Raw genomic sequence first — 24,075 nt, 5'->3', positions numbered from 1 at the left:
TTAAAAACTTTTTTATTAAGGGCCTGTAGGCGTTGTTGTTGTTGCTGTTGCTGAACAGCCTTGAGGCACTAAGTTTGCGTCAGTCAGGCTACTCACACAGGTCCATTTAAATGCGTTGTCTGTTGTTACAGCTGTAAATGTGAAAGTTTCACCTTGTAGTGCCGTCACAGCATCATTTTCATCCATAGTCACTACAATTTCTCCTCCATCGTTCACAACCAGCTTTGAGTATGTGCCGGTTGCACCTAAGCTGGTGGTTGTTGGAGTTGTATTTTCTGTTGGGAACGACCCGTTAATTTGATAATATTCTGCAAGTGCAGTTTTCGCACCAGCTGAAAGTGAAACCGCTTCCGATGCTTGTGAGCGAGCAACATAGTCCTGATACGCAGGCAATGCTACAGCAGATAAAATACCAATGATAGCTACTACTATCATCAACTCTATAAGGGTAAAACCACCCTGTTGTTGTCTTGCCATGATGTGTCTCCTAAGGGATTTTTGTCTAACTCAGTTATTCTAAGTTAGAAAGATATTAAAATCTTTATGGTTTTGAAACTAGGTAGTTTCAATTATAGGCGTTAAAAGCAACTGATTGCACGTTTGCTATTGAAATGCCGAACAAACTTATCGAAGGCATTTTTTATTGCCTATCATTAAACTCATTCTTTCGTCGTATTTAACGGTTTCAAGACTCGCTTGTCAATCTATTAGAGCCAATCATTTGTAATATTTAGAATAATTTATGCTTATTTTTGAACAAAACGCATCGATAAATCGATACTGTGCAAGTGCTTGGTTAATGCGCCGCTAGAAATAAAGTCAACCCCAGCCTGAGCATAGGTGGTCAGTGTTTCCAAAGTCATATTTCCGGATACTTCAAGTTTGGCTTTACCCTGAGTCAATTCAACGGCTTTTTTGATGTCATCGACACTAAAATTGTCTAACATAATGATGTCGGCACCAGCTTGCAGTGCTTGCATGAGTTCATCATGGTTCTCAACTTCAACTTCAACTGGCTTGTTAGGGTGGTTCGCTTTCGCTTTACCTACCGCATTGGCAATACCACCACAAGCCGCAATATGATTCTCTTTGATTAAAAAGGCATCAAATAGGCCGATGCGGTGATTTTTGCCACCACCACAGGTAACGGCATACTTTTGTAATGCTCTTAGCCCCGGAATAGTTTTGCGGGTGTCCAATAGTTGAGTTTGGCTGCCTGCTAAGGCTTTTACATAGCGAGCAGTTGTAGTGGCGGTGCCAGACAGAGACTGAACAAAGTTCAATGCAGTTCTTTCTGCTGTTAAAATCGCACGTGCAGACCCTGATGCGGTGAATAGTTTAGAGTTAGCGCTAACATGGTCGCCATCGTTAACAAGCACTTCTACTTTTACCTGTGGGTCTACCTGTTTGAACACTTCAATAATTACTTCCTTAGCGCAGAACACACAATCTTCACGAGTGATGACATAGGCTTGTGCTTGCTCAGTTTCTGGGATCAACTGTGCCGTGATATCTCCCTCAGCCGCCGACTGATAATTTAGATCTTCATTAAGTGCTTGTTTTACCAATTGGCTTATTAGTTCATTAGAGATAGGTTGGCTTTGCATAGTACTGTCACTTGTCTTAGCTATTATGGAGAGAGTGCGAATTTTACTGTGTTGCGCGCATTTACACAATCGCTGCTAGTGAATTTATATCAACCTTGATATGGTAAGAGTATGATTATTAGCGTTCATTTTATATTATGTCACTAAATTGGTTAAGTTATGCGAGCAGACGACCTTGTACTTTTTATGATGACAGGCCTGAGCATGAAACTATCTCTTTATTGGTGATCCATAACATATCATTGCCAGCGGGAGAGTTTGCAACTTCGTATGTAGATGATTTGTTTTGCGGCACACTTGATTGCGACGCTCATCCAAGTTTTTGTGACTTAAGAGGGGTGGAGGTGTCTGCACACTGTTTTATTCGTCGCGATGGGCAAGTGCTTCAGTATGTACCATTTAATAAGCGAGCTTGGCATGCTGGTATGTCGAGTTTTGAGGGCCGTCAGCGGTGTAATGATTTTAGTATTGGCATTGAGCTTGAAGGCACTGACAATACGCCATATAGTGAGGCGCAGTATGAGCGGCTGGTCGCTTTAACAAAGGAGTTAATGGCAGCTTATCCAGCTATTTCAAAGCAGCGGATAGTGGGCCATTGCGATATTGCACCAGGTAGAAAAACGGATCCCGGACCAGCATTTCAGTGGTCTGAATTTTTTCATCAACTTGAATAATAAAAGAGTCACACATGATTTTAATTTCGATCATTCTAGCGTTGGCGATTGAGCGATTGGCTGCCAAAGGCGATTATTGGCAGATGAGTTATTATAGCAGTGGTTACTTATCACACAGTGTTAATAGTGGCATGCTCAAAGGCATTATGAACTCTGGTTTTGGTGTATTGATCTGGCTGATTGTGCCCAGTATTTTGGTTGCTATCGTCTACAATGTATTTGATATAGTTTTAGCGCAATTGGTTTTGAACACATGCTTGTTATTGATTTGTTTTGGTTGTGCTCATCACAGAGCGCGCTATAAAGGCTACTTAAATGCTTTGACGCGGGGCGATAATGAAGCGGCAACCTTGTATGCTCTGCAAATGGGACAAAAGCGTACAGAGCTTGAAAAAGATGGAGAGTGGTTTGGTCAAACATTAGTTTGGATCAATTTTCGTCACTATTGTGCGGTACTGTTTTGGTTTGTCATGCTAGGAGCTCCAGGGGCTGTGCTCTATGCGATATCGCGCAGTCTGTATGACGACATGGTAGATAATTCAGAACACCCTTTAAAGGCCCATCAAGCTCGTTTTGAAACTCTGCTACATTGGTTCGATTGGATACCGGCCAGACTGACCAGTTTTGGTTATTTGATCATTGGTAACTTTTCTAAAGGAACCAGTTGTTGGGTTAAATACGTGCTCGATTTTAAGGTACCAAATCGTCGAGTCGTCACCTCTACCGCATTGGCCGCGGAGCAAATAGAGCAGCAATATGTAGGCTGTACTTATGAAGCAAGCTGTATGATGCGCTTAGTAAAGCGAAATATATTGTTCTATTTAGTATTGATAGCGTTATTAACGTTGTTTGGAAATTTGGCTTAATACGCTTTAATTAAGCTGCAAGACAGAGGGTAAATATGCCAAGGTGTGGCGTATTTACCCTAATGCATTAATTTAACAACGCTTTTAGCCAAGTTTGCTTTCTTAATCTCATTGCTGTGATAAGTTTAGTGTCAATGTCCAAAGTGCGTAGGTGTTCATCAGTGACATCTATTAAATCGCAAACACCAGTTACTTTCCATAACCCTTCTTCGAGCTCTTTTGCTTTATGTAATGCGTAGTGGCTCACATAGCGCAGTTCATTCGCCAGATAGTCCGTATCAGGGCGACCTGTTTTGGACACATGCAAGTGAAATACAAACAAAATATTTTTAGTAATGGTCTTTTTCTGAAACAGAAATAATGGTTCTTGCGACTCTTCTTGGCTGATACACTGACCTTTCAAAGCCTTGTTTATGTCTTTTTCTTTGTTGTCAAAAGCGACAAACAGAGTGTATTTTAGTGGCTTGCTTTTACGGCTGTGCTTACGCAACGCTTCTGTTAAGTGGCTTTCAATAAAACCTGCAGGAAACAGTGGCTTCATATTTAATTGCCCTTGCTTGCCGTTGTGATAATGCATCAGTAGGCGGTGTATGGGGGTAGGGTATAAGCCAATACCCACTGCACCAATTTTAAAGTGTGATGTTTCTTTATGTAAATAAAACGGGAATTGGCACACACTTTTAGTGATCATATTTCTTAGTGCCGTGGACAAACCGGGTATTCTGGGCGCTTCTTTGCAAGGCTGTAATTTGTCTTTATTGCTATTAATTAATAGTTTAAAAAACTCACTTGCCACCTGAGGCAAGTCGGTTAGCTTACTGACTTTTAAGTTTATAATAGTTTTTGCTTTACTAACTGCAACTACTTCATATCGCAGATTACTGAGTGTGTATTGCTTAGTAATTTTCTGTAAATCAGGCAAATCTAAGTGGATTACGCTTCCTTTAGTTAGCTCAGTAGGCTGCGCAAGCTCTACCTGTAATCCCATTTCTGAAAAATCTAATGTATGACCTTGGCAAGATTGAGCCCCATCAATGTGTAAAACTACAGATGTTTTATACAGGTATCGCTTGTGTGCTCGAAGGTTTATGTAATCAAGTGACACCACATCCAGCTTGGGTGGGTTGAGCGTCTTTCCTCGACCAAAAACTTTGAGCTTATTAACGAGGTTTTTGTCAAAAGGTACTTTTTGATATGCCTCTTTTTGATGTTGGGAGGAAATATCCGTCAGTAATAATAAATATTTAATATCCTGAATATGACTTTGCACACGTGGTGTGGGGCGTTTGTTTAATTTTTCGATGTTCTTGCTTGCATTAGCTGGTAGCGATAACGGGATAAAGGCATCTTCATGGTGACTTGGCATCAGTTGCACCTTGTAGGTACGCCAACTGCTTTTCTGAGAACCATAAGCTACGAATAAATTACGTAAGTCAGGCTGTTTAGCTAACTCAAAGTCGAATGCTGAATAGTGATATATTTTTCCGTCTTTTATATGTGTAAAGCTATACACTGTCGACTCTTTGACGGCATTTGGCAGTGCCAATATGGTTGCCATACGAGATTGAGAAAAAATTTGATATAAACAGGATGATTTACGTTCGTCTTCAAAGTAATAGTTAATAAATGCGTTATTTTCGTTGGTTAACGCAATCGTGGGTAACAGTAACTTTTCCTTTTGCGAAAAGAACACAAACAATGAATTGACTCTAGGTTGATAGTATTGCTCGTAACCTTTGCAAGTTATAGCGTCCATCGTATTGTCTAGGTTAACTTTGTAGCGGCGTTTATTGCCGTGAATAAAGCTATTAAGAAATTCATCAAATGAACTACTGTTTTCAATAAAAGTTCTTTTTAACCTAACATGCTGAAAACCAGAAGAAATAGGTTCAACTGCAATCACTTCATATTGGATCCCTTCTTTGAGACCCAGTTCAAATTCTTGCTCAAGCCCCGTCAGCCTGACGCTCACCAATTGTCCAGGGTTAACCCGCTCTTTTGCCGAGAGTTTAATTTTTGCGCCGCTCAGTGAAATATCTGAAGTGGTGCCAGTGGCTTGATTGCCTTTACCTAATTCAATAGAAATTTTAATTGAATAATTCATCCGCTCTTCAATGCGGCTTTCATAGGATGCAAAGCGTACTAGCTTAGCGTGATCGGGTTGTTGCTCTACAACATCTTGAACCAGGCTTTCAGTATCTTGTGCTTTTTTCTGCATGACCCGAAAATTATTCTCGGTTTGCATCACTTCTTCATACACCGCTAGCGTATAGCCACCGTGACGTGCTATTTCACGCTCAAATACCTCAATGGCTAGGTCATCCATAAAGTGTTGTTTACCTTCATGTTCATAAGGCTTAACATCACCTGCAACCTGTCCTCGTAGGTCGATAAAACGCGCGATAGGTTGAGATAAGCGAGACATTTCCATTTTTAACAAGAATCGATCGGGTTTGGAAATATCCTTGGTCATTTGCTCAAATAGCTTATCGAAGTCGGGATTACCCAACTGCGATTTTAACTCTTTGATCAGAGGTTGATACTTCTGTAGCTTATCTTCAGCCATAATGACCCATCAATTATCCGTGTTTAAGCCCTGAGGCTAATTAGTTATTATTTGTTATATCAAGCCAAAACTATGACAATACTAAATCATAGTTAATTTATTCTAAACAATTCTGTTAACTTCGTCTGCTATTGCAGTGGTTATATTGCACAGAGATTGAGTTATAAGTATAAGCAAAAAGTGTGCCTTAAAGTATGGTTAAAAAGAAAACAGCCTTTGTATGTAGTGATTGTGGCGCTGAATTTGCCAGATGGCAGGGGCAATGTTCAGAGTGCCGCGCTTGGAATACGGTGACGGAGTTTCGTGTGCCATCAGTGAAGGCTCCTCCTCGCAGTACAGCAATGGCAGGATATGCTGGAATGGTTGATGCTAAAGTACAAACTTTAGACGAAGTAAACCTTGAAAGCTTGCCTCGTTTTAGCACCGGTTTTAAAGAGTTTGACCGTGTGTTGGGAGGAGGAGTTGTGCCAGGTAGTGCTATCTTGATTGGTGGCTCCCCAGGAGCGGGTAAGAGTACAGTATTGTTGCAAACCATGTGCTTATTAGCACAGAGCATGAACACCTTGTATGTAACGGGAGAAGAGTCGTTACAGCAGGTTGCTATGCGGGCGCATCGTTTGGGGTTACCCACGAATAAATTACGCACGTTGGCCGAGACCAATGTCGAAACTATTTGCCAACTGGCCTTACAAGAAAAGCCCAGTATTATGGTTATCGACTCCATTCAGGTGATGCACATGAGTGATGTACAGTCGGCGCCAGGAAGCGTTTCTCAAGTGCGAGAAAGTGCGGCCTATTTAACTCGCTTTGCAAAACAAAACCAAGTCGCTATTTTTATGGTTGGTCACGTAACGAAAGATGGTAGTTTGGCGGGTCCCAAAGTGCTGGAACACTGTATTGACTGTTCAATTTTATTGGAAGGCAGTTCAGATAGTCGCTTTCGCACTCTACGCGGTAACAAAAACCGTTTTGGCGCGGTTAATGAACTTGGTGTGTTTGCGATGACGGGGCAGGGGCTCAAAGAAGTCAGTAACCCTTCCGCTATTTTTCTTAACCGAGGTGAGGAACAAACCCCAGGTTCTCTAGTGATGGTCATTTGGGAAGGTACACGTCCGTTACTTGTCGAGGTGCAGGCGCTGGTTGATTATTCACAGTTAGCAAACCCAAGACGAGTCACTGTGGGGTTAGAACAAAACCGTTTAGCCATGTTACTGGCTGTGCTGCATCGCCATGGGGGATTACAAGTGGCGGATCAGGACGTATTTGTTAATGTGGTTGGTGGCGTGAAAGTCTCAGAAACCAGTGCGGATCTGGCTTTGATCGTAGCTTTGGTATCAAGCTTTAAAAATTATGCATTAGATCGACAGCTGGTGGTGTTTGGTGAAGTTGGCTTGGGCGGAGAAATAAGGCCGGTTCCAAGTGGTCAAGAACGCTTAAAAGAGGCTGCTAAGCATGGTTTTAAACGTGCGATAGTGCCCAATGCTAACAAGCCAAAAGAGCCTATTGAAGGCATGGAAGTTGTTGGTGTTAATAGTCTTAGTGAAGCGCTAGAAGCGTTATTTTAGTAGGAATGAATAATGAGAAAGATCCTATTGATAGTGATAGGTGTTGGTTTAGTCACTTATGGTGCTTTGCAGCACTTAGCTAATCAAGACGCTGAAGAAGAACTCAACAACCAGCTTTCCTTAATTGAGATGCAAAGCCAAATTGAGATAGAGTATGCCAGCGTAGATGTACACCTACTGAGTGATAAAATCAGTGTAAGAGGTATCGTGATTAAGAGTGCTGGAAATCAAAAGATGGCGAGTGTTGAGCTTGCTTCTTTAGAAGGATATCGCGCAGATGAGATCAGTCAATTTACCGAGGTGCGTTTAAATGGTGTGCGTTTAAATGAACAAGCGTGGCAACGCGCCTCTACATTTCCACCTATTTTACTTGGCAGTCGGTTGGATTTTGTTTCTTCACTGGCATATGAACCTGACTCCGGTGCTGTTGAGGTTAAAGTGGCAATGAATGCTAAAAAGGTCGTTGCTGTGGATTTCTCAGCCAATTTTTATAACGCAACTCCTCTGATGCAGGTTTATCATGCGTTTCGACAGCAAGAAACTGATGCGCAAGGCGGTAGTACAAATACGCAAAGTCATGCTACAAAGGTGAGGGATGCATGGTTACAGCTAGAAACTCGAGCTGTAAGGTTTGAGCTCAAAAACTTAGGTCGTCTGCCAGATTTACTCGAGCAACAGCTTGAGCGTCAGGGCCTGGAAAAGGAGTCATTTATGCAAGTGTTCACCGAGCAAGTTTATGCAGCCAACCTTACACAAAAAACCAAAGATGCATTACTGGCTTTCGCCAATGGTCTGCAGCGGTTGTATATATCGGCTCAATTTCCAGTAGGTTCCAGTTTACCTGTTCTCAATAAACAGCTGAGTGCGTTGGCAGGTCAACCTGAAGAGGCTGAAAAAATTCTCAATTTGCAGGTGGAAGGGTCATAAAGCTAGTCTAGTAATAAAAAAGGCCGCAATCAGCGGCCTCTTTTATTAATGTAAAAAAGTATCAGTGCAAAATCCTAGCTCGGATTGTGCCTTCAACGGCACTGAGTTCTTTTAAGGCAACCTCTGAGTGGTCACTGTCGACATCAATTACCACGTAACCAATGGTATCATCAGTTTGTAGGTATTGAGCCGCGATATTAATACCATGTTGTGCAAAAGCTTGGTTAATTTGTGTCAGTATACCTGGGCGGTTTTGGTGAACATGTAGTAAGCGACTACGGTTTGCCAGTTCAGGTAAAGCAACTTCGGGAAAGTTCACTGCGCTGAGTGTTGAACCATTGTCTGAGTATTTAGCAATTTTACCGGCCACTTCAATACCAATATTCTCTTGAGCTTCTTGTGTAGAGCCGCCCACGTGTGGCGTGAGGATCACATTATCAAACTCACGAAGTGGAGAAATGAACTCTTCATCATTTGATTTAGGCTCAACTGGAAATACGTCTATGGCTGCTCCAGAGAGTTTTTTATCTCTCAAAGCTTCGGCTAGGGCGTCGATGTCCACTACCGTACCGCGTGAAGCGTTGATTAGGATAGCTCCTTGTTTCATCACTTCAAACTCAGCCATACCGATTAGATTCTTTGTAGATGGTGTTTCAGGTACGTGCAAGCTCACCACGTCTGAGCGTTGTAATAACTGCGTTAGGTTCTGAATTTGCTGAGCATTACCAAGCGTTAACTTATCTTCGATATCATAAAACTCTACTTTCATACCGATATTTTCGGCCATGATGCCAAGTTGTGTACCGATATGCCCATAACCTATGATGCCAAGTGTTTTTCCACGAGCTTCATAAGACCCAACCGCCGATTTTAACCACTCTCCACGGTGGGCCATCGCATTACGCTGTGGGATACCACGAAGTAACAATAAAATTTCCCCTAATACTAATTCAGCTACTGAACGTGTATTTGAGAACGGAGCGTTGAATACGGCGATACCGCGCTCTTTGGCTGCATTTAAATCGACTTGATTAGTGCCGATACAAAAACAGCCGATAGCGACTAGCTTTTCAGCTGCACTGAGCACGGACTCGCTTAAATGGGTACGGGAGCGGATCCCCACAAAGTGGGCATCCTTTATGCGTTCTTTAAGTTCAAGTTCAGGTAACGATGTTTTGACATAATCAATGTTGCTGTAACCGTTGCGCTTTAGGGTTTCTACGGCACTTTGGTGCACACCTTCTAACAACAAGATTTTGATCTTATCTTTGGCTAACGATACCTTACTCATGACTCATTCCTATTTAGCTGATTTTAGGACCCTCAGGGGTTCCAGTAATAACAATATCGGCACCACGATGCGCAAATAAGCCGTTGGTTACTACGCCGACAATCTGGTTTATGGTTTCTTCTAACAGCTTTGGCTCTTTGATTTGCAGGTCGTGCACATCAAGGATGACATTGCCATTATCGGTAACAACCCCTTGTCTATAGACGGGATCACCACCGAGTTTTAATAATTCACGTGCCACATAGCTGCGTGCCATCGGGATCACTTCAACAGGCAATGGGAAGGCACCCAGAGTTTCGACATGTTTAGTGTTGTCCACGATACAAATAAATTGTTGTGCCACTGCCGCGACAATTTTTTCACGCGTTAACGCTGCGCCACCACCTTTGATCATGTCATTGCTAGCATTGATTTCATCAGCACCATCAACATACACGTCTAGCTGGTCTACATCGTTAAGTTCAAATACTTCAATACCCAGTGCTTTGAGCTTTTCTGTTGATGCCTCAGAACTGGAAACCGCCCCTTTAATTTGGTCTTTGATGCTACCAAGTGCATCAATAAAGTGGTTTACGGTTGAACCTGTTCCCACGCCAACAATGGTATCTTTTTTTATATATTCCAACGCAGCCCAGGCTGCGGCTTTTTTCATTTCATCTTGGGTCATTACGTAATTCACTGTGTTGTCAAATTGAACAAACAGAGTATACCGTAATTGTGTCTGTAGAATGAGTCTGAATATTATTTACCACTGATAAAATTTACTGGGCGTGATGATCTGTTGCAGTGGAACATCCCAAGCCTGTATAGGCAGTTTTTCAACCTGCTGACAGTCGTGAGCTAGGCCAATAAGTTCAGGCTTTTGCATTTGCTCACGATAGTATCGCGCCAACGTTTTATCATAGTAGCCGCCTCCCATACCTAAACGGTTACCATCTTGATCGAATGCCACAAGAGGCATTAAAAGGTAATCCAGCTCATATAAGGGGCAAATATGACTGCAATTCAATTGTGGCTCCAAGATATCATAGCGATTACGCGTCATGGGTGAATTTTTTTCATATCTTTGGAACAGCAAAGTGGCGCCATTGAAGGGGTGTATTACCGGTAGGTATATTTGATGGTTTTTATTTATAAGTGATTGAATTAAATAGGAGGTATCGAGTTCTCCATCGTTACTTAAATAGAGTCCGATTCGGGTGTTTTTAGGGAGTTTTTTGTGTTGAAAAAAATTAATATTAATTTTTTTCGCGGCTTGTTCCTGCTCTAGATTAGTTAAACTTTTTCTCGCATTTCTAATACTCTTGCGAATTTGTGAACGTGAAGGTGAGTGTTGTTGGGCATTGAACATGGCATCTCTGCTATAAATTAAACCATTGTGGATAAATGATGGCTAATGCTAATACGGTTAGAAGTGCTATGAGGACAACAGCTAAGATATATTGAAGTTTTCGAGTCGGCAATTTTCTGGCAGGCTCCATATCAAGATCCAGCTCTTCATATAATTCATCTTCTTGCCAGCTATCGGGGGCGGAGTCGTTTTCTTGTTCTTCTGGCAAGTTGGCCAGACGTTGCTCTAGCTCTTCAAGGCGCTCTTCAATACGAATCAAACTACTTGTAATGTAATCTAGCGCTTCGAACACTCGCTCATCTTTTTGCTCCTGAATAGTCGTTTGCGGTAGTTGCTCTACGGCCACAAGTTTTGCTTTCACACCCATCTTTTCTAAAAGCTTAACCTGTTTTAAAGCTTTGCTTTGCTCTGCAGGTGCAAAGAGTGGCTTTTTGGCAAGAAAGGCCTCAACTTTTTGTGATGAAATATTGAGTTTAGAGCTTAAAGTTGTCACAACCTCTTCGGCTGATGTAGTGCTTTCCAAACCGATAAACACGACTCGATACTTTTGTGACATGATAATTCCTAACGCAATGCTAATGCTTTGAGTATACCGAATTTTTTCTATGTTGCGAATGTGTTATCTATGGGATAGGGATTTACATAAAGCAGGTCAGTCAATCCTAACCTGCTAAGTGTATTGTATTATTGTTCTCTGGCAATCGCTCGATAACCAATATCTGTGCGGTACTCAACACCATCCCAGTGGATATCTTTAACCAGTGAATAGGCACGCTTTTGCGCTTCTGTCACCGAGTGGCCTAGTGCAGTTGCACATAGTACTCGACCACCGGCCGTGACGACGTCTTCGCCATCTTGCTTCGTTCCAGCATGAAATACTTTTTCACCTTCAGGGTAGCTGACTTGCAGTCCGCTGATGGCATCCCCTTTTGGGTAGTTACCAGGATAGCCTTTTGCAGCCAAAACCACGCCCACAGCTGCACGCGGATCGAATCTAATATCAATCTTATCTAACTCTTCACGGTTAGCCGCTTCGATAAGTTCAACTAAATCTGATTGCAAACGCAACATGATTGGCTGAGTTTCAGGGTCTCCAAAGCGACAGTTGTACTCAATGACTTTTGGTGTGCCATCTTCGGTGATCATCAAACCTGCGTATAAAAACCCGGTATACGGGTTGCCTTCGCTTGCCATACCTTCAACTGTTGGGTGAATTACTTCATCCATGATACGTTGATGAATGTCAGGAGTGACGACAGGAGCTGGAGAATATGCGCCCATACCACCTGTATTTGGACCCATATCGCCGTTGTAAGCGCGTTTGTGGTCTTGGCTGGTGGCAAAGGGAAGTACATTCTTACCATCTACCATTACGATAAATGATGCTTCTTCACCTTCTAAAAACTCTTCGATGACGACACGACTGCCTGCTTCACCAAACGCATTGCCTGCAAGCATGTCACGAATAGCTTCTTCAGCTTCGGCTTCAGTCATTGCAACGATTACACCTTTACCAGCTGCCAAACCATCGGCTTTAACAACGATAGGCGCACCTTGCTCTTTAAGGTAAGCCAAAGCTGGCTCAACTTGTTCGAACGTTTGGTATTGAGCTGTAGGGATGTTATGACGGGCCAAAAAGTCTTTGGTGAAAGATTTAGAACCTTCCAGTTGGGCTGCCGCGGCTGTTGGACCAAAAATTGCCAGTCCTTCTTCACGAAAGCGATCTACAACGCCAATTACTAGCGGTGCTTCAGGGCCAACAATGGTAAGTTCGATATTGTTCTCTTTAGCAAAAGTGACTAATGTGTCTAGGTCTTCAACACCAATGGCAACATTAGTTAATTTAGGCTCCAGTGCTGTACCAGCATTACCTGGTGCAACATATACGGTTTTAACCGATGGATTTTGAGCGGCTTTGAACGCAAGTGCGTGTTCGCGGCCACCACTGCCAATGACGAGTACATTCATGGCTAAATTTTCCTATTTAAAGCTTTTTAAATTTTAGAGTCATGCGATCGCTTTCCCCAATAGCTTTGTATTTGTCAGCCTGTTCGTCACCCAATGCTAAACGTGGTGGAAGTGTCCACACACCTTTAGGGTGATCAGCTGTATCTTTTGGGTTGGCGTTAATATCGCTTTGTGCCACTAGTTCAAAACCTGCTTGTTTAGCTACTTCAATCACATAGCTTTGCTTCATGTAGCCTGAACGTTTTTGATCTGCATCTTGTCTGTTTTCAGGTAGGCGGTGTTCAACTACACCTAAAATACCGCCAGGTTTAAGCGCTTTATTAAATGCCTTAAAAGCGCTTAGCACACCTTGATGATCTTTTTGCATGTACCAGTTGTGCACATTGCGAAAAGTGAGCACCATGTCGGCGCTGCTAGCAGGGGCTATATCGTTGTGAGTAACAGGTGCAAATTCGGTAATTTTAACTTCGCTGAAGCGTGCATCTTTAGTCACTTTATCTTTAAATCCAGCTAAAGAACGTTGGTAGTAACCAATTTCTGAGTCAGCAGGAAAGTGTGCCGCATAAAAAGTACCATGGCCTTTTAGTGCCGGTGCCAATACTTCAGTGTACCAACCGCCACCGGGGGCAATTTCCACTACAGTCATACCCTCTTTCAAGCCAAAGAACTCCAGTGTTTCTACTGGGTTGCGATACTGATCACGGGCACGATTTGCTTCAGAGCGTTCGGCACTTTGTGCCGCAGACACAAGTGCTAATGAACTTTTTGCCGAAGCTGTGCTGTCGTTTGTTGCGTTACAGCCAGAGAGCGCGGTTACGATGGTTGCAGCAAGAAGTGTTTTTAAACCAAATTTCATTTTCTGTTCCTTCACTTTGTGATTGTGTTTTAAGCAGAATACTTGAATTTAGTGCAAACAAAAAGCGCGAAACGTTAAACGGTTCGCGCTGTGCTTATTAGTGACGGAAGTGACGCATTCCAGTAAATACCATCGCCATACCCGCTTCGTCTGCCGCGGCGATGACCTCTTCATCACGCATAGAACCGCCAGGTTGGATGACTGCTGTAATGCCTGCTTCGGCCGCAGCATCGATACCATCTCGGAATGGGAAGAAAGCATCTGATGCCATCACTGAGCCCTTAACTTCAAGGTTCTCATCGGCCGCTTTAATCCCCGCAATTTTTGCTGAATATACGCGACTCATTTGACCTGCACCTACACCAATAGTCATACCATCTTTGGCATAAACAATCGCGTTAGACTTAACGAACTTAGCTACTTTCCAGCAGAATAATAAATCTTTCAACTCTTGCTCTGTAGGCTGGCGTTTAGAAACAACAGTAAGGTCGTCAAGCGTTACCATACCTTTATCTCTGTCTTGTACTAAGATGCCACCATTAACACGTTTGATATCTGCCTGAGTGGTTTTAGTAGTCCATTGACCACACTCTAACAAGCGAACATTCTTTTTCGCCGCAACAATTTGTGCCGCTTCTTCTGAGATACTTGGCGCGATGATCACTTCAACAAATTGGCGAGAAACGATAGCTTCAGCTGTATCACCGTCTAACTCGCGGTTAAATGCGATGATGCCACCAAATGCTGAGGTCGGATCGGTCTTAAATGCACGGTCATATGCAGCAAGGATGTTCTCATCAACAGCCACACCACACGGGTTTGCATGTTTTACAATCACACATGCTGGTGCATCAAATTCTTTAACGCATTCAAGAGCCGCATCGGTATCTGCTATATTGTTGAACGATAGGGCTTTACCTTGTAGCTGCTTTGCTGTTGCTACAGAAGCTTCTTGTAGGTCGTTTTCAACATAGAAAGCAGCATCCTGGTGTGAGTTCTCACCATAGCGCATATCTTGCTTTTTGGTGAATTGCATATTGATAGTGCGTGGGAACTTGGTCTCTACGGCAGCTTCATCAGTATAATCTGGCACCATGTTGCCGAAGTAATTTGCTATCATGCCATCGTACTGAGCTGTATGCTCATAAGCCGCTATTGCTAAATCAAAGCGTGTTTTATACGTTGTTGAGCCATCGTTCTGTGTAAGCTCATCAATCACACGTTGATAGTCACTGGCATTAACCACAATTGTAACATCTTTATGGTTTTTAGCCGCCGCACGAACCATCGTAGGGCCACCGATATCAATATTTTCGATTGCATCTTCAAGGCTGCAGTCAGCTTTTGCAACGGTTTGTGCAAAGGGGTATAAGTTAACCACAACCATATCGATAGCAGAGATATCATTCTCAGCCATCACCGCTTCGTCTTGTCCACGACGAGCTAAAATGCCGCCATGCACTTTAGGGTGTAACGTTTTTACACGACCATCCATGATCTCTGGGTGACCTGTATAGTCAGATACTTCTGTGGCTGCGATGCCATTATCGGTTAATAGTTTATATGTACCGCCAGTAGAGAGAATCTCTACGCCTTGAGCGCTTAGTGCACTTGCTAATTCTACGATACCGGTTTTATCTGACACGCTTAATAAGGCGCGACGAATTGGACGATGTATATCCATGATGGTTTAGATTTCCTCAATGATAAGTTAAGGGCTAGCTTAGAAGGGCGCTATTTTAGCCTAATTTACGTAAGAAAACGATCATAAACCTTGGCTCATGATTGAGATTTTGTGAATTTATAATTCGGGCAAGGTGTTAGCTTAAACGGGCTGTGCTAAGGAGTCGCAAGATTGGGTGTTAAAAAAGCACCCGGAGGTGCTTTTTAATGGAGGTCAAAACCAAGTAGTGCTTAGTTCATGCCGTATTTTTTCAGCTTCTTGCGTAAAGTACCACGGTTGATACCTAACAAGATTGCCGCGCGAGTTTGGTTACCACGCGTGTACGTCATTACTTCTTCTAGTAACGGCGCTTCTAGCTCTGAAAGAACAAGATCGTAAACGTCTTGCACATCTTGACCGTTAAGCTGCTTTAAATAGTGATGAACAGCTTTTTTTACTGCATCGCGTAAAGGTTGCGGTTTCTCTTGTGACTGAACATGAGCGTTAGTGATAAATGGAGAAGTCACATTTTGTTCGAACATCGTTATGTCTCTTTCTTTCTTAGTTAGCTGCTAGTGTTTCAAAGTATTGTTCCAATGCCTCGATTTGCTCAATTGGCGCTTCGAGAGCATTAAATACTCGCCTAAACTGACCTGCTTGGTCGTGAGCTTGCAAATACCATGATACATGCTTGCGTGCGATGCGCGCTCCCATTGGCTCACCGTAAAACTGATGGAGATTAACTAAGTGCTCCATCAAAATACTACGTACTTCAGAAACATCTGGAGCCGGTAGCTGTTTTCCAGTTCGCAAAAAGTGGTCTATCTCCCTAAATATCCAAGGGCGACCTTGGGCGGCTCGACCAATCATGATGGCATCTGCGCCCGTATAATCCAGTACCTGCTTTGCCTTTTGCGGAGACGTAATATCTCCATTAGCGACCACAGGTATACTTACTGCACGTTTAATATCCCTTATCGTGGCGTACTCAGCTTCACCTTTGTACATGCACGCTTTTGTGCGGCCATGTACAGCAAGCGATGCAATGCCATTACGTTCAGCAATTTTAGCAATCTCTACGCCGTTGCGATTTTGTGTATTCCAACCCGTACGGATTTTTAGCGTTACAGGTACTTCTACAGCTTTCACCACTGCTTGAACTATCTGCTCTACTAAATCGGGATACTGCAACAATGCAGAACCTGCTAGTTTCTTATTCACTTTCTTTGCAGGGCAGCCCATATTGATATCTATGATCTGCGCCCCATTTGCTACATTGAACTGTGCAGCCTGTGCCATCAATTCTGGATCGGCACCAGCTATTTGCACCGAGCGAATGCCAGACTCACCTTTATGATCCATACGGTTCATTGACTTGTCTGTTTTCCATACCTTAGGATTTGACGACATCATTTCTGATACAGCTAAACCAGCTCCCAATCGACGGCATAGCTGTCGAAAAGGTCTATCAGTGATCCCAGCCATAGGGGCCACAATAATGTTGTTATCAAGTTGGTATGGACCAATACGCACGTTGTTCAATCTGCCTCTTTTCAAGGGGCGCTAAGTTTACGGTTTTTTTTGCAAAAATCAAAGGCTATAAATTGAACATTATTGCTTTTTTTTTGAACTTATTGGGTTGACTTTTTATAACAGTTTGAGTCGCTGATTTATTTGGCTGAAATTTAATCAATCTAAATGAGGGGGATGTTGGTAATGTGAGCTGTTCCTGCTGTGAAGAAACAGTAAAGCCTGTTAAATACAGGCTTTAGCTGTTACAAGTTACTAACTCACAAGTGCTTTTTTCGGGTTAATCTCTTTTACTGCCACTAACGCGAGTCCATTCACCTTCCTGAGCTATCGCCTCTAGATCTATATATTTTTCATATACTTTTGCAACCGACTGCGCTTGCTCCTCTAAAATTCCTGACATGGCAATTTTTCCATGTGGCTTTAAGAAGGCTAGAATGATTTCATGTAGCTCACGTAGGGGTTGTGCCAATATATTTGCGACAACAATGTCGGCGCTAAATTCTGGTTGATCCTCAGGTAAATAAACTTCTAATTGACCTGCCACACCATTTCTTTGCGCGTTATCAAGACTTGCTGCTAATGCTTGAGGGTCAATGTCAATGCCAATGACGCGTTCGGCACCTAGTTTGATAGCTGCAATCCCTAAAATGCCTGAGCCACAGCCAAAATCAACCACGGTTTTGCCAGTTAAGTCTTGACTCTCAAGCCACTTTAAACATAGTGCAGTGGTTGCATGAGTGCCTGTTCCAAATGCTAAACCAGGGTCAAGTAACACGTTTACTGCATCGGGGTCGGGAATATCACGCCAGCTTGGGCAGATCCATAAGCGCTCACCGAACTTGATGGGGTGGAAGTTATCCATCCACTCGCGCTCCCAATCTTTGTCTTCGAGTTGCTCAATTTTGTATGTAAGTGGCTGTGAGCTGTTTTGCTTGAGATAGTCTACGACTTCATCCATATCATGGGCGGCATCAAATAAACCGATGACGATGGTGTCAGGCCACAGAATGATTTCTCCGGGCTTAGGCTCATAAACAGGGTTGTTGCTACCATCCATAAAGGTGACAGACGGACAGCCAACATCAAGTAATAGATCGCTTAATTGATCGGCAGTTTCTTTATTAGCGTGAATGCGGATTTGGATCCAAGCCATGAGCTTTCCTAAATTTTACTAGTTATTAAAAAGGCCGCAGTTGCGGCCTTTCGTTGATTTTGGTGGCGTAAAAGCAGATTAACCTTTTACATCCAAGAAGCTTTTCAGTAGATCTGAACGTGAAGGGTGGCGCAGCTTACGCAATGCTTTAGCTTCGATCTGACGAATACGCTCACGTGTTACATCAAATTGTTTACCAACCTCTTCAAGAGTGTGGTCAGTATTCATATCAATACCAAAGCGCATACGTAAAACTTTAGCTTCACGCGCTGTAAGGCCAGCCAATACTTCATTGGTTGCACCACGAAGACTTTCCATGGTAGCTGAGTCAATTGGTGACTCTATGGTTGTGTCTTCAATAAAATCGCCTAAGTGCGAATCTTCGTCGTCACCGATTGGTGTCTCCATAGAAATCGGTTCTTTTGCTATTTTTAGTACTTTTCGGATCTTATCTTCTGGCATCATCATACGCTCAGCCAGTTCTTCTGGGTTTGGCTCGCGGCCCATTTCCTGAAGCATTTGACGAGAGATACGATTAAGCTTATTGATTGTTTCAATCATGTGCACTGGAATACGGATAGTACGCGCCTGATCAGCAATTGAGCGAGTAATTGCCTGACGGATCCACCAAGTTGCATAGGTTGAGAACTTGTAACCACGGCGGTATTCAAACTTATCTACCGCTTTCATCAAACCAATGTTACCTTCTTGGATTAGATCCAAAAATTGTAAACCACGGTTGGTGTATTTTTTGGCAATTGAAATTACTAGACGTAAGTTGGCCTCAACCATTTCTTTTTTGGCACGACGTGCTTTCGCTTCACCGATGCTCATACGACGGTTGATGTCTTTAATACGCTCAACAGTCAAGCCAGTGCTTTCTTCAATAACCTTTAATTTGTTGATGCAGCGTTCGATCTCAGGCTTAACTTCTTTAAGTTTGTCTGAGTACTTTTCACCTGCAGCGATTTCAGCATCGACCCAAGCCATATCGGTTTCGTTGTTCGCAAAATGCTTAACAAAAATTTTCTTTGGTACTTTTGCAATCTGCACTGCTTGCTTCATAACGATACGTTCTTGAACACGAACTCTGTCCATCATTTCACGCATGTTGTTAACCATACGGTCAAACTGTTTTGGTACTAGTTTGAAAGTACGGAACAACTCGCCAATTTCAAAGATGGCAGCTTGTGAGTCTGGATGAGCACGGCCTTTATTTTCAAATACTTCACGGGCTTTATTATACAGCGTACGAAGTTGCTCGAAATGAACACGTGCTTCTTCAGGATCTGGACCTGTATCAGCGTCTTCATCATCATCACTATCTTCGTCATCCTCATCGTCTTCATCTGCTAAGTCTTCATCACTTAGTTCAGAACCGATGTGTGTTGCTGAGATTTGAGTTTCTTCAGCGTTAGGATCGAAAAAGCCTGATACGATGTCGCTTAAACGCATCTCTTCGGCTTCAAACTTATCCCACTGCTCTAATAGATAAGTGATAGCTTCAGGATACTCTGCCACAGAGATTTGAACCTGATTGATACCTTCTTCAATTCGCTTCGCGATTTGAATTTCGCCCTCACGGGTCAATAGCTCTACAGTACCCATTTCACGCATGTACATACGCACAGGGTCGGTAGTACGACCGATTTCTTTTTCAACCGTAGCAAGCGCAGCGGCTGCTGCTTCTGCGGCATCTTCATCGGTGGTGGTTTCTTGCATCATCAATTCATCGGCATCAGGTGCATTTTCTGCGACCTGAATACCCATATCATTGATCATACTAATGATGTCTTCTACCTGATCTGAGTCTATTATGTCTTGTGGAAGGTGATCGTTAACTTCTGCAAAAGTTAAGTACCCTTGCTCTTTACCTTTCTGAATCAGAAGTTTGAGTTGTGACTGAGGAGATTGATCCATAGAGATTTATGCTTCCACTCTGATAAGTTGATACAACAGGCGCCAGCGAAAAAACACCGAACAATTTGCATGACGCAGTGAATAGAACATTATAACAGCAAAATTTAATTTTGACTAGTTCTTCTGCTGCTTAACGCTTGTGTCAAAAGCGCGCATTCAAGCCGTTCTTCGCTGTTTAAGCCTTCTGTTTTGTCTTTAATTAATAAGGTCTCTAACCTAAAATTTAAACACTGATCTTCAATAAATTGAAAAGTATTTTGAAATTCTTCTGTTAGAGCTTGTTCGTTAATATCGTGTCGCCACACCGCGAGCTTTTTCAAAGATTCGTATTGTGGCTGATCTCTAAAATATTCAAGTAGTTGTGCCGTAGTGTAGTGTGTGTTCTGTAAGCAAACTGACTGCAGTTCTAAAAGCAGTTGAATGCCCGGTATATTCATTTGTGCTAATTCAGGTAAGTGTTCAACACTCGCCGCCAATTGTGGATGCTGTATCAACAGTCCAATAGCTCGGCGCATAGGTGTAATTTTAAACTTACGCTCTATGTTATGTTGCTGCTTTGGCGTTACCAGTTTGGCCGAAAGTTGCTCTCTAGTACGACCGATGAGTCGCGCAAGTTTTTCCAGTAAACTTTCCTGATAAAAGTCGCTGGGTACTTTACCTATCATGGGTAGAGCTTCACTCATAAGTTTGGCTTTGCCAGCATCACTTGTGAGTTCACAGTTTTGTGCGAGTTTATCAAACAGTACCTTGGAAAAGTCATCAGCATGAGATAGCCTGGTTTCAAATGCCTCTTTACCTTCTTGCTGAACTAATGAATCAGGATCTTCACCATCGGGTAAAAATACAAACCTCAGCGACTTACCATCTTTTAGGTAGGGAAGTGCGTTTTCTAAGGCTCGCCAAGCAGCATCTTTTCCTGCTCTATCACCATCGTAACAACAAATGACAGTATCGGTGGTTCTAAACAGCGTTTGCATATGCTCGACTGTTGTAGCTGTACCTAAAGCGGCTACTGCATAGCTGATACCTTGCTCAGCCAATGCCACCACATCCATGTAACCTTCAACAATAACAATACTATCTAATTTATCGTTAGCCTGTTTCGCCTCATAAAGGCCATATAGCTCAAAACCCTTATGGAAGATTCTGGTTTCCGGGGAGTTTAAATATTTGGGGCCTTGCTCTTTGCTCATGACTCGACCGCCAAAAGCAATAACGCGTCCACGCTTGTCCCGAATTGGAAACATAAGGCGATCACGGAAGAAATCAAACTGTCGACCAGGAGTTTTCTCTGAGGCAAGCTTTAATTCCAGCAGTTGCTGTCGTTGCTCTGGATTGCGTCCCACTTGTTGGCATAGGGATTCCCATTCACTTGGAGCGTACCCTATCATGTAATGCTTAACAGTCTCACCGGATAAGCCTCGCCCTTTAACGTAGTCGATGACTGCACTAGAGTTTTTATGGTGTTTTAGTTGATGCTGGTAGAAGCGAGCTGTTTGCAACATCAGGTCATAGTCGGAACGTTTTTGTTCAACGGTGCGCTCTGGTTTTCCAGAACCTTGTTCGCGAGGGACGTCTAGATTAAGCAAACTGGCCAGCTCTTCGATGGCATCCACAAACTCAAGTTTGTCGTATTCCATCATAAACGAGATTGCGTTACCGTTGGCACCACATCCGAAGCAGTGATAAAACTGCTTATCACGAGAGACCGTAAAAGAAGGAGATTTTTCGTTATGAAATGGACAGCACGCCTGATAGTCTTTTCCTGCTTTTTTTAAGCCGACACGAGCATCGATCAGATCGACAATATCGGTGCGATCGAGCAGGTCATCTATAAACTCTCTTGGGATCTTTCCAGCCATATTATTTCTAACGATGTTCCCTTATGCCTAGACGAAGAAACCGAGCGCTAAGGCTCGGTTCACTTTAATCATACAATCTGTATGCGGGATTATGCGCTTAATCGTTGTTTTATCAAGCCAGAGATTTTGCCCATATCGGCACGACCTTCAGCTTTGGACTTGATTATGCCCATAACTTTACCCATGTCTTGCATACCTGCAGCGCCAGTGTCGGCAATTGCAGCATCAATCAATGCTATGATTTCTTCTTCAGTCAATGGCTGAGGTAAGAAAGTTTCAAGTACATTGATCTCACTTGCTTCAATTTCAGCTAAATCATCACGACCAGCATCTTTATACTGGGTGAAAGAATCACGGCGCTGTTTAACTAACTTCACTAATACAGAAGTGATACCTGTATCATCTAGTGTTGTTTGATTGTCAATTTCGCGCTGTTTAATTTCAGCAAGAACCATACGAATAGCACCCAGACTGATTTTGTCTTTAGCTCGCATGGCATCTTTTTGTGCGTCTTTTAGCTTAGTTAAAAGGCTCATTTATACAAGACCGAAACCGATTAGTATAATTTTACGCGACGTGCGTTTTCGCGAGAAAGCTTTTTCATGTGACGCTTAACCGCTGCAGCTTTTTTGCGCTTACGCTCAGCTGTTGGCTTTTCATAGTGCTCGCGACGACGAACTTCTGAAAGGATACCTGCTTTTTCACATGAACGCTTGAAACGACGAAGTGCAACGTCAAACGGTTCGTTTTCTCTTACTTTAATTACTGGCATTAAAAATTCACCTACCTAATTAATGAGCAATGCTCACGCTGATCAAGTTTTGATCAAGTGGTTCAAAAATGGTGCGGTATTGTAATCCGAAGCAACACCACATGTAAAGCGTAAATTAGAGCTAAATATTAACTTGCTTATTTGTTACGTTGGTAAAGTCGGCAAAGCACTTGTCCTGCCTGCTTTTCCTTTATTATTTGCCAGCCCTGCGGAGCTGAAAAGTCGAGTTCTTTTTCAACTTCTACATAGATGAGGGCGCAACTTGTTAGCCAGTTATTTTGCTCTAATAGCGTGCAACATGGTTGTGCTAGATCCTTTCTAAAAGGTGGATCGACAAATACGAGGTCGAAAGGTGCTTGCTCATTAATATGGCTCAATATATCTAGAGTATTGCCATTTATCACTGTCGCATTAGTTAGTTTGAGTGTGGCAATGTTGGTATTGAGTTGTTCCGAGGCCTGTCTATCAAGCTCTATAAAGCAAGTTTGTTTGGCAAAACGAGACAAGCACTCGAAGCCTAACCCCCCTGAACCTGCAAAACAGTCCAGAACAGTTGCATCTCTTGTATCTTGCATTAACCAATTAAACAGTGTTTCTTTGACCCTGTCTGTCGTTGGACGAAGTCCTGTAACGTCTTTGACGGGGAGCTTTCTGCCACGAAATTGACCGCTGATAATACGGATCACACCGTCGTTTTGGCTATTTTTAGAAACTGTTTTTTTTCTCATAGATGCTACTTATCACGGAATCTTAATATTTTTGCTCAGATAAATCACCGCAGCTACATTTTTCATCCTTACGGAACATGATACACTGCGCGCTAATTTTTGATTTTATTTTGACGTTAATGCTGAGTATGAATATGAACTTAGCTTTAATGTTACTCATTTGTGGTTCAGGTGTCTTGATAAAGACAATTTAGCGAACCATCTCTAGTCTATCAGATTTATTAATACGGTATTTAGCGAGCATGGGAAAAAAGAACAAATTTCTGTCTTGGTTTGGATTTGGTAAAAAAGAAGCAGAACAGTCACAGCAACAAGCCGAAGAGCAGGAGCATCTTGCTAAACAACAAGCCGAAGAGCAGGCTGAGAAAGCCGCTGCCGAAGAAGCTGAGCGTCAACGTGTTGCAGCAGAGGCACAGGCGAAAGAACAAGCTGAGAAAGCCGCTGCCGAAGAGGCTGAGCGTCAACGTCTAGCAGCAGAGACAGAGGCGAAAGCGCAAGCTGAGAAAGCCGCTGCCGAAGAAGCTGAGCGTCAACGTCTAGCAGCAGAGGCACAGGCGAAAGAACAAGCTGAGAAAGCCGCTGCCGAAGAGGCTGAGCGTCAACGTGTTGCAGCAGAGGCACAGGCGAAAGAACAAGCTGAGAAAGCCGCTGCCGAAGAGGCTGAGCGTCAACGTGTTGCAGCAGAGGCACAGGCGAAAGAACAAGCTGACAAAGCCGCTGCCGAAGAGGCTGAGCGTCAACGTGTTGCAGCAGAGGCACAGGCGAAAGAACAA

22 protein-coding genes and 1 pseudogene are annotated in these 24,075 nt (G+C 43.0%); 5 read left to right on the top strand and 18 right to left on the bottom strand.

Annotated features, from left to right (window positions below):
• Nucleotides 1-15: 15 nt before the first annotated feature.
• Nucleotides 16-477, bottom strand: a complete 462-nt coding sequence (locus tag BIW53_RS21240) for a pilin (protein WP_070993440.1) — start codon at nt 475-477, stop codon at nt 16-18.
• 269 nt (nt 478-746) lie between these two features.
• Entirely contained in the window at nt 747-1,607 is an 861-nt protein-coding gene (gene nadC, locus BIW53_RS18250; protein WP_070993439.1) for a carboxylating nicotinate-nucleotide diphosphorylase, read from the bottom strand.
• Between the two features lie 137 nt (nt 1,608-1,744).
• Between nadC and ampD the strand changes: the two genes are divergently transcribed.
• Together ampD and ampE are read left to right on the top strand one after the other, a co-directional pair.
• Nucleotides 1,745-2,281 carry a 1,6-anhydro-N-acetylmuramyl-L-alanine amidase AmpD gene (gene ampD / locus BIW53_RS18245; RefSeq protein WP_070993438.1) on the top strand — a complete coding sequence of 179 codons (537 nt, stop codon included), beginning with the start codon at nt 1,745-1,747 and terminating at the stop codon, nt 2,279-2,281.
• A 14-nt stretch (nt 2,282-2,295) separates the two neighbouring features.
• Nucleotides 2,296-3,147 carry a beta-lactamase regulator AmpE gene (gene ampE / locus BIW53_RS18240; RefSeq protein WP_070993437.1) on the top strand — a complete coding sequence of 284 codons (852 nt, stop codon included), beginning with the start codon at nt 2,296-2,298 and terminating at the stop codon, nt 3,145-3,147.
• 67 nt (nt 3,148-3,214) lie between these two features.
• Here the strand turns inward: ampE and BIW53_RS18235 are convergent, their stop codons facing one another.
• Nucleotides 3,215-5,713, bottom strand: a complete 2,499-nt coding sequence (locus BIW53_RS18235; protein ID WP_070993436.1) for a PilZ domain-containing protein — start codon at nt 5,711-5,713, stop codon at nt 3,215-3,217.
• A gap of 194 nt (nt 5,714-5,907) precedes the next feature.
• On the opposite strand from BIW53_RS18235, the gene radA reads away from it, so the two are divergent.
• Both radA and BIW53_RS18225 read left to right on the top strand, forming a co-directional pair.
• The gene (gene radA, locus BIW53_RS18230) at nt 5,908-7,278 is read left to right on the top strand and encodes a DNA repair protein RadA (RefSeq protein ID WP_070993435.1); all 1,371 of its coding nucleotides are present in this window, start codon (nt 5,908-5,910) and stop codon (nt 7,276-7,278) included.
• Nucleotides 7,279-7,290: 12 nt separating this feature from the next.
• Entirely contained in the window at nt 7,291-8,205 is a 915-nt protein-coding gene (locus BIW53_RS18225) for a hypothetical protein (protein ID WP_070993434.1), read from the top strand.
• A gap of 61 nt (nt 8,206-8,266) precedes the next feature.
• Here BIW53_RS18225 and serA read toward each other — a convergent pair whose 3' ends face one another.
• The 15 genes from serA to rsmD form a co-directional block, all read right to left on the bottom strand.
• Nucleotides 8,267-9,496 carry a phosphoglycerate dehydrogenase gene (gene serA / locus BIW53_RS18220; RefSeq protein ID WP_070993433.1) on the bottom strand — a complete coding sequence of 410 codons (1,230 nt, stop codon included), beginning with the start codon at nt 9,494-9,496 and terminating at the stop codon, nt 8,267-8,269.
• Between the two features lie 13 nt (nt 9,497-9,509).
• A complete protein-coding gene (gene rpiA, locus BIW53_RS18215) occupies nt 9,510-10,163 on the bottom strand; it encodes a ribose-5-phosphate isomerase RpiA (RefSeq protein WP_070993432.1) in 654 nt (217 codons plus the stop codon).
• A gap of 78 nt (nt 10,164-10,241) precedes the next feature.
• Nucleotides 10,242-10,847, bottom strand: a complete 606-nt coding sequence (locus BIW53_RS18210) for a 5-formyltetrahydrofolate cyclo-ligase (RefSeq protein ID WP_070993431.1) — start codon at nt 10,845-10,847, stop codon at nt 10,242-10,244.
• A gap of 10 nt (nt 10,848-10,857) precedes the next feature.
• Nucleotides 10,858-11,403, bottom strand: coding sequence for a hypothetical protein (locus BIW53_RS18205; RefSeq protein ID WP_070993430.1), 546 nt, complete (start codon nt 11,401-11,403; stop codon nt 10,858-10,860).
• Nucleotides 11,404-11,531: 128 nt separating this feature from the next.
• Nucleotides 11,532-12,815 carry a phosphoribosylamine--glycine ligase gene (gene purD / locus BIW53_RS18200; RefSeq protein ID WP_070993429.1) on the bottom strand — a complete coding sequence of 428 codons (1,284 nt, stop codon included), beginning with the start codon at nt 12,813-12,815 and terminating at the stop codon, nt 11,532-11,534.
• A 16-nt stretch (nt 12,816-12,831) separates the two neighbouring features.
• Nucleotides 12,832-13,671, bottom strand: coding sequence for a class I SAM-dependent methyltransferase (locus tag BIW53_RS18195; RefSeq protein ID WP_070993428.1), 840 nt, complete (start codon nt 13,669-13,671; stop codon nt 12,832-12,834).
• Between the two features lie 97 nt (nt 13,672-13,768).
• Entirely contained in the window at nt 13,769-15,355 is a 1,587-nt protein-coding gene (purH, locus tag BIW53_RS18190) for a bifunctional phosphoribosylaminoimidazolecarboxamide formyltransferase/IMP cyclohydrolase (protein WP_070993427.1), read from the bottom strand.
• A gap of 230 nt (nt 15,356-15,585) precedes the next feature.
• Complete coding sequence (gene fis / locus BIW53_RS18185; protein WP_005491017.1) at nt 15,586-15,876, bottom strand: DNA-binding transcriptional regulator Fis; 291 nt, start codon at nt 15,874-15,876, stop codon at nt 15,586-15,588.
• 19 nt (nt 15,877-15,895) lie between these two features.
• Complete coding sequence (gene dusB, locus BIW53_RS18180) at nt 15,896-16,867, bottom strand: tRNA dihydrouridine synthase DusB (protein WP_175442168.1); 972 nt, start codon at nt 16,865-16,867, stop codon at nt 15,896-15,898.
• Between the two features lie 277 nt (nt 16,868-17,144).
• Nucleotides 17,145-18,020, bottom strand: a complete 876-nt coding sequence (prmA, locus tag BIW53_RS18175; RefSeq protein ID WP_070993425.1) for a 50S ribosomal protein L11 methyltransferase — start codon at nt 18,018-18,020, stop codon at nt 17,145-17,147.
• A gap of 78 nt (nt 18,021-18,098) precedes the next feature.
• The gene (gene rpoD / locus BIW53_RS18170) at nt 18,099-19,940 is read right to left on the bottom strand and encodes an RNA polymerase sigma factor RpoD (protein ID WP_070993424.1); all 1,842 of its coding nucleotides are present in this window, start codon (nt 19,938-19,940) and stop codon (nt 18,099-18,101) included.
• A 104-nt stretch (nt 19,941-20,044) separates the two neighbouring features.
• Nucleotides 20,045-21,802, bottom strand: coding sequence for a DNA primase (gene dnaG, locus BIW53_RS18165; protein WP_070993423.1), 1,758 nt, complete (start codon nt 21,800-21,802; stop codon nt 20,045-20,047).
• 89 nt (nt 21,803-21,891) lie between these two features.
• On the bottom strand, nt 21,892-22,338 hold the full coding sequence (locus BIW53_RS18160; protein WP_070993422.1) for a GatB/YqeY domain-containing protein: 447 nt from the start codon (nt 22,336-22,338) through the stop codon (nt 21,892-21,894).
• 20 nt (nt 22,339-22,358) lie between these two features.
• On the bottom strand, nt 22,359-22,574 hold the full coding sequence (rpsU, locus tag BIW53_RS18155) for a 30S ribosomal protein S21 (RefSeq protein WP_010362466.1): 216 nt from the start codon (nt 22,572-22,574) through the stop codon (nt 22,359-22,361).
• Nucleotides 22,575-22,711: 137 nt separating this feature from the next.
• Nucleotides 22,712-23,302: a 16S rRNA (guanine(966)-N(2))-methyltransferase RsmD gene (gene rsmD, locus BIW53_RS18150; RefSeq protein ID WP_070993421.1), complete on the bottom strand. Its 591-nt coding sequence runs from the start codon at nt 23,300-23,302 to the stop codon at nt 22,712-22,714.
• Nucleotides 23,303-23,544: 242 nt separating this feature from the next.
• On the opposite strand from rsmD, the pseudogene BIW53_RS21150 reads away from it, so the two are divergent.
• A pseudogene (locus BIW53_RS21150) lies at nt 23,545-24,075 on the top strand (signal recognition particle-docking protein FtsY); the annotation flags it as partial.

This window comes from Pseudoalteromonas byunsanensis (assembly GCF_001854475.1).
Lineage (GTDB): Bacteria > Pseudomonadota > Gammaproteobacteria > Enterobacterales > Alteromonadaceae > Pseudoalteromonas > Pseudoalteromonas byunsanensis.
Note: the sequence above shows the minus strand (reverse complement) of the source record. Positions and strands in the feature narration are given on the sequence as shown.

What these genes read in the sequence shown, in the direction of transcription:
- BIW53_RS21240 (WP_070993440.1), bottom strand. Translation starts at nt 477, where the DNA reads ATGGCAAGACAACAACAGGGTGGTTTTACCCTTATAGAGTTGATGATA.
- nadC (WP_070993439.1), bottom strand. Translation starts at nt 1,607, where the DNA reads ATGCAAAGCCAACCTATCTCTAATGAACTAATAAGCCAATTGGTAAAA.
- ampD (WP_070993438.1), top strand. Translation starts at nt 1,745, where the DNA reads ATGTCACTAAATTGGTTAAGTTATGCGAGCAGACGACCTTGTACTTTT.
- ampE (WP_070993437.1), top strand. Translation starts at nt 2,296, where the DNA reads ATGATTTTAATTTCGATCATTCTAGCGTTGGCGATTGAGCGATTGGCT.
- BIW53_RS18235 (WP_070993436.1), bottom strand. Translation starts at nt 5,713, where the DNA reads ATGGCTGAAGATAAGCTACAGAAGTATCAACCTCTGATCAAAGAGTTA.
- radA (WP_070993435.1), top strand. Translation starts at nt 5,908, where the DNA reads ATGGTTAAAAAGAAAACAGCCTTTGTATGTAGTGATTGTGGCGCTGAA.
- BIW53_RS18225 (WP_070993434.1), top strand. Translation starts at nt 7,291, where the DNA reads ATGAGAAAGATCCTATTGATAGTGATAGGTGTTGGTTTAGTCACTTAT.
- serA (WP_070993433.1), bottom strand. Translation starts at nt 9,496, where the DNA reads ATGAGTAAGGTATCGTTAGCCAAAGATAAGATCAAAATCTTGTTGTTA.
- rpiA (WP_070993432.1), bottom strand. Translation starts at nt 10,163, where the DNA reads ATGACCCAAGATGAAATGAAAAAAGCCGCAGCCTGGGCTGCGTTGGAA.
- BIW53_RS18210 (WP_070993431.1), bottom strand. Translation starts at nt 10,847, where the DNA reads ATGTTCAATGCCCAACAACACTCACCTTCACGTTCACAAATTCGCAAG.
- BIW53_RS18205 (WP_070993430.1), bottom strand. Translation starts at nt 11,403, where the DNA reads ATGTCACAAAAGTATCGAGTCGTGTTTATCGGTTTGGAAAGCACTACA.
- purD (WP_070993429.1), bottom strand. Translation starts at nt 12,815, where the DNA reads ATGAATGTACTCGTCATTGGCAGTGGTGGCCGCGAACACGCACTTGCG.
- BIW53_RS18195 (WP_070993428.1), bottom strand. Translation starts at nt 13,671, where the DNA reads ATGAAATTTGGTTTAAAAACACTTCTTGCTGCAACCATCGTAACCGCG.
- purH (WP_070993427.1), bottom strand. Translation starts at nt 15,355, where the DNA reads ATGGATATACATCGTCCAATTCGTCGCGCCTTATTAAGCGTGTCAGAT.
- fis (WP_005491017.1), bottom strand. Translation starts at nt 15,876, where the DNA reads ATGTTCGAACAAAATGTGACTTCTCCATTTATCACTAACGCTCATGTT.
- prmA (WP_070993425.1), bottom strand. Translation starts at nt 18,020, where the DNA reads ATGGCTTGGATCCAAATCCGCATTCACGCTAATAAAGAAACTGCCGAT.
- rpoD (WP_070993424.1), bottom strand. Translation starts at nt 19,940, where the DNA reads ATGGATCAATCTCCTCAGTCACAACTCAAACTTCTGATTCAGAAAGGT.
- dnaG (WP_070993423.1), bottom strand. Translation starts at nt 21,802, where the DNA reads ATGGCTGGAAAGATCCCAAGAGAGTTTATAGATGACCTGCTCGATCGC.
- BIW53_RS18160 (WP_070993422.1), bottom strand. Translation starts at nt 22,338, where the DNA reads ATGAGCCTTTTAACTAAGCTAAAAGACGCACAAAAAGATGCCATGCGA.
- rpsU (WP_010362466.1), bottom strand. Translation starts at nt 22,574, where the DNA reads ATGCCAGTAATTAAAGTAAGAGAAAACGAACCGTTTGACGTTGCACTT.
- rsmD (WP_070993421.1), bottom strand. Translation starts at nt 23,302, where the DNA reads ATGAGAAAAAAAACAGTTTCTAAAAATAGCCAAAACGACGGTGTGATC.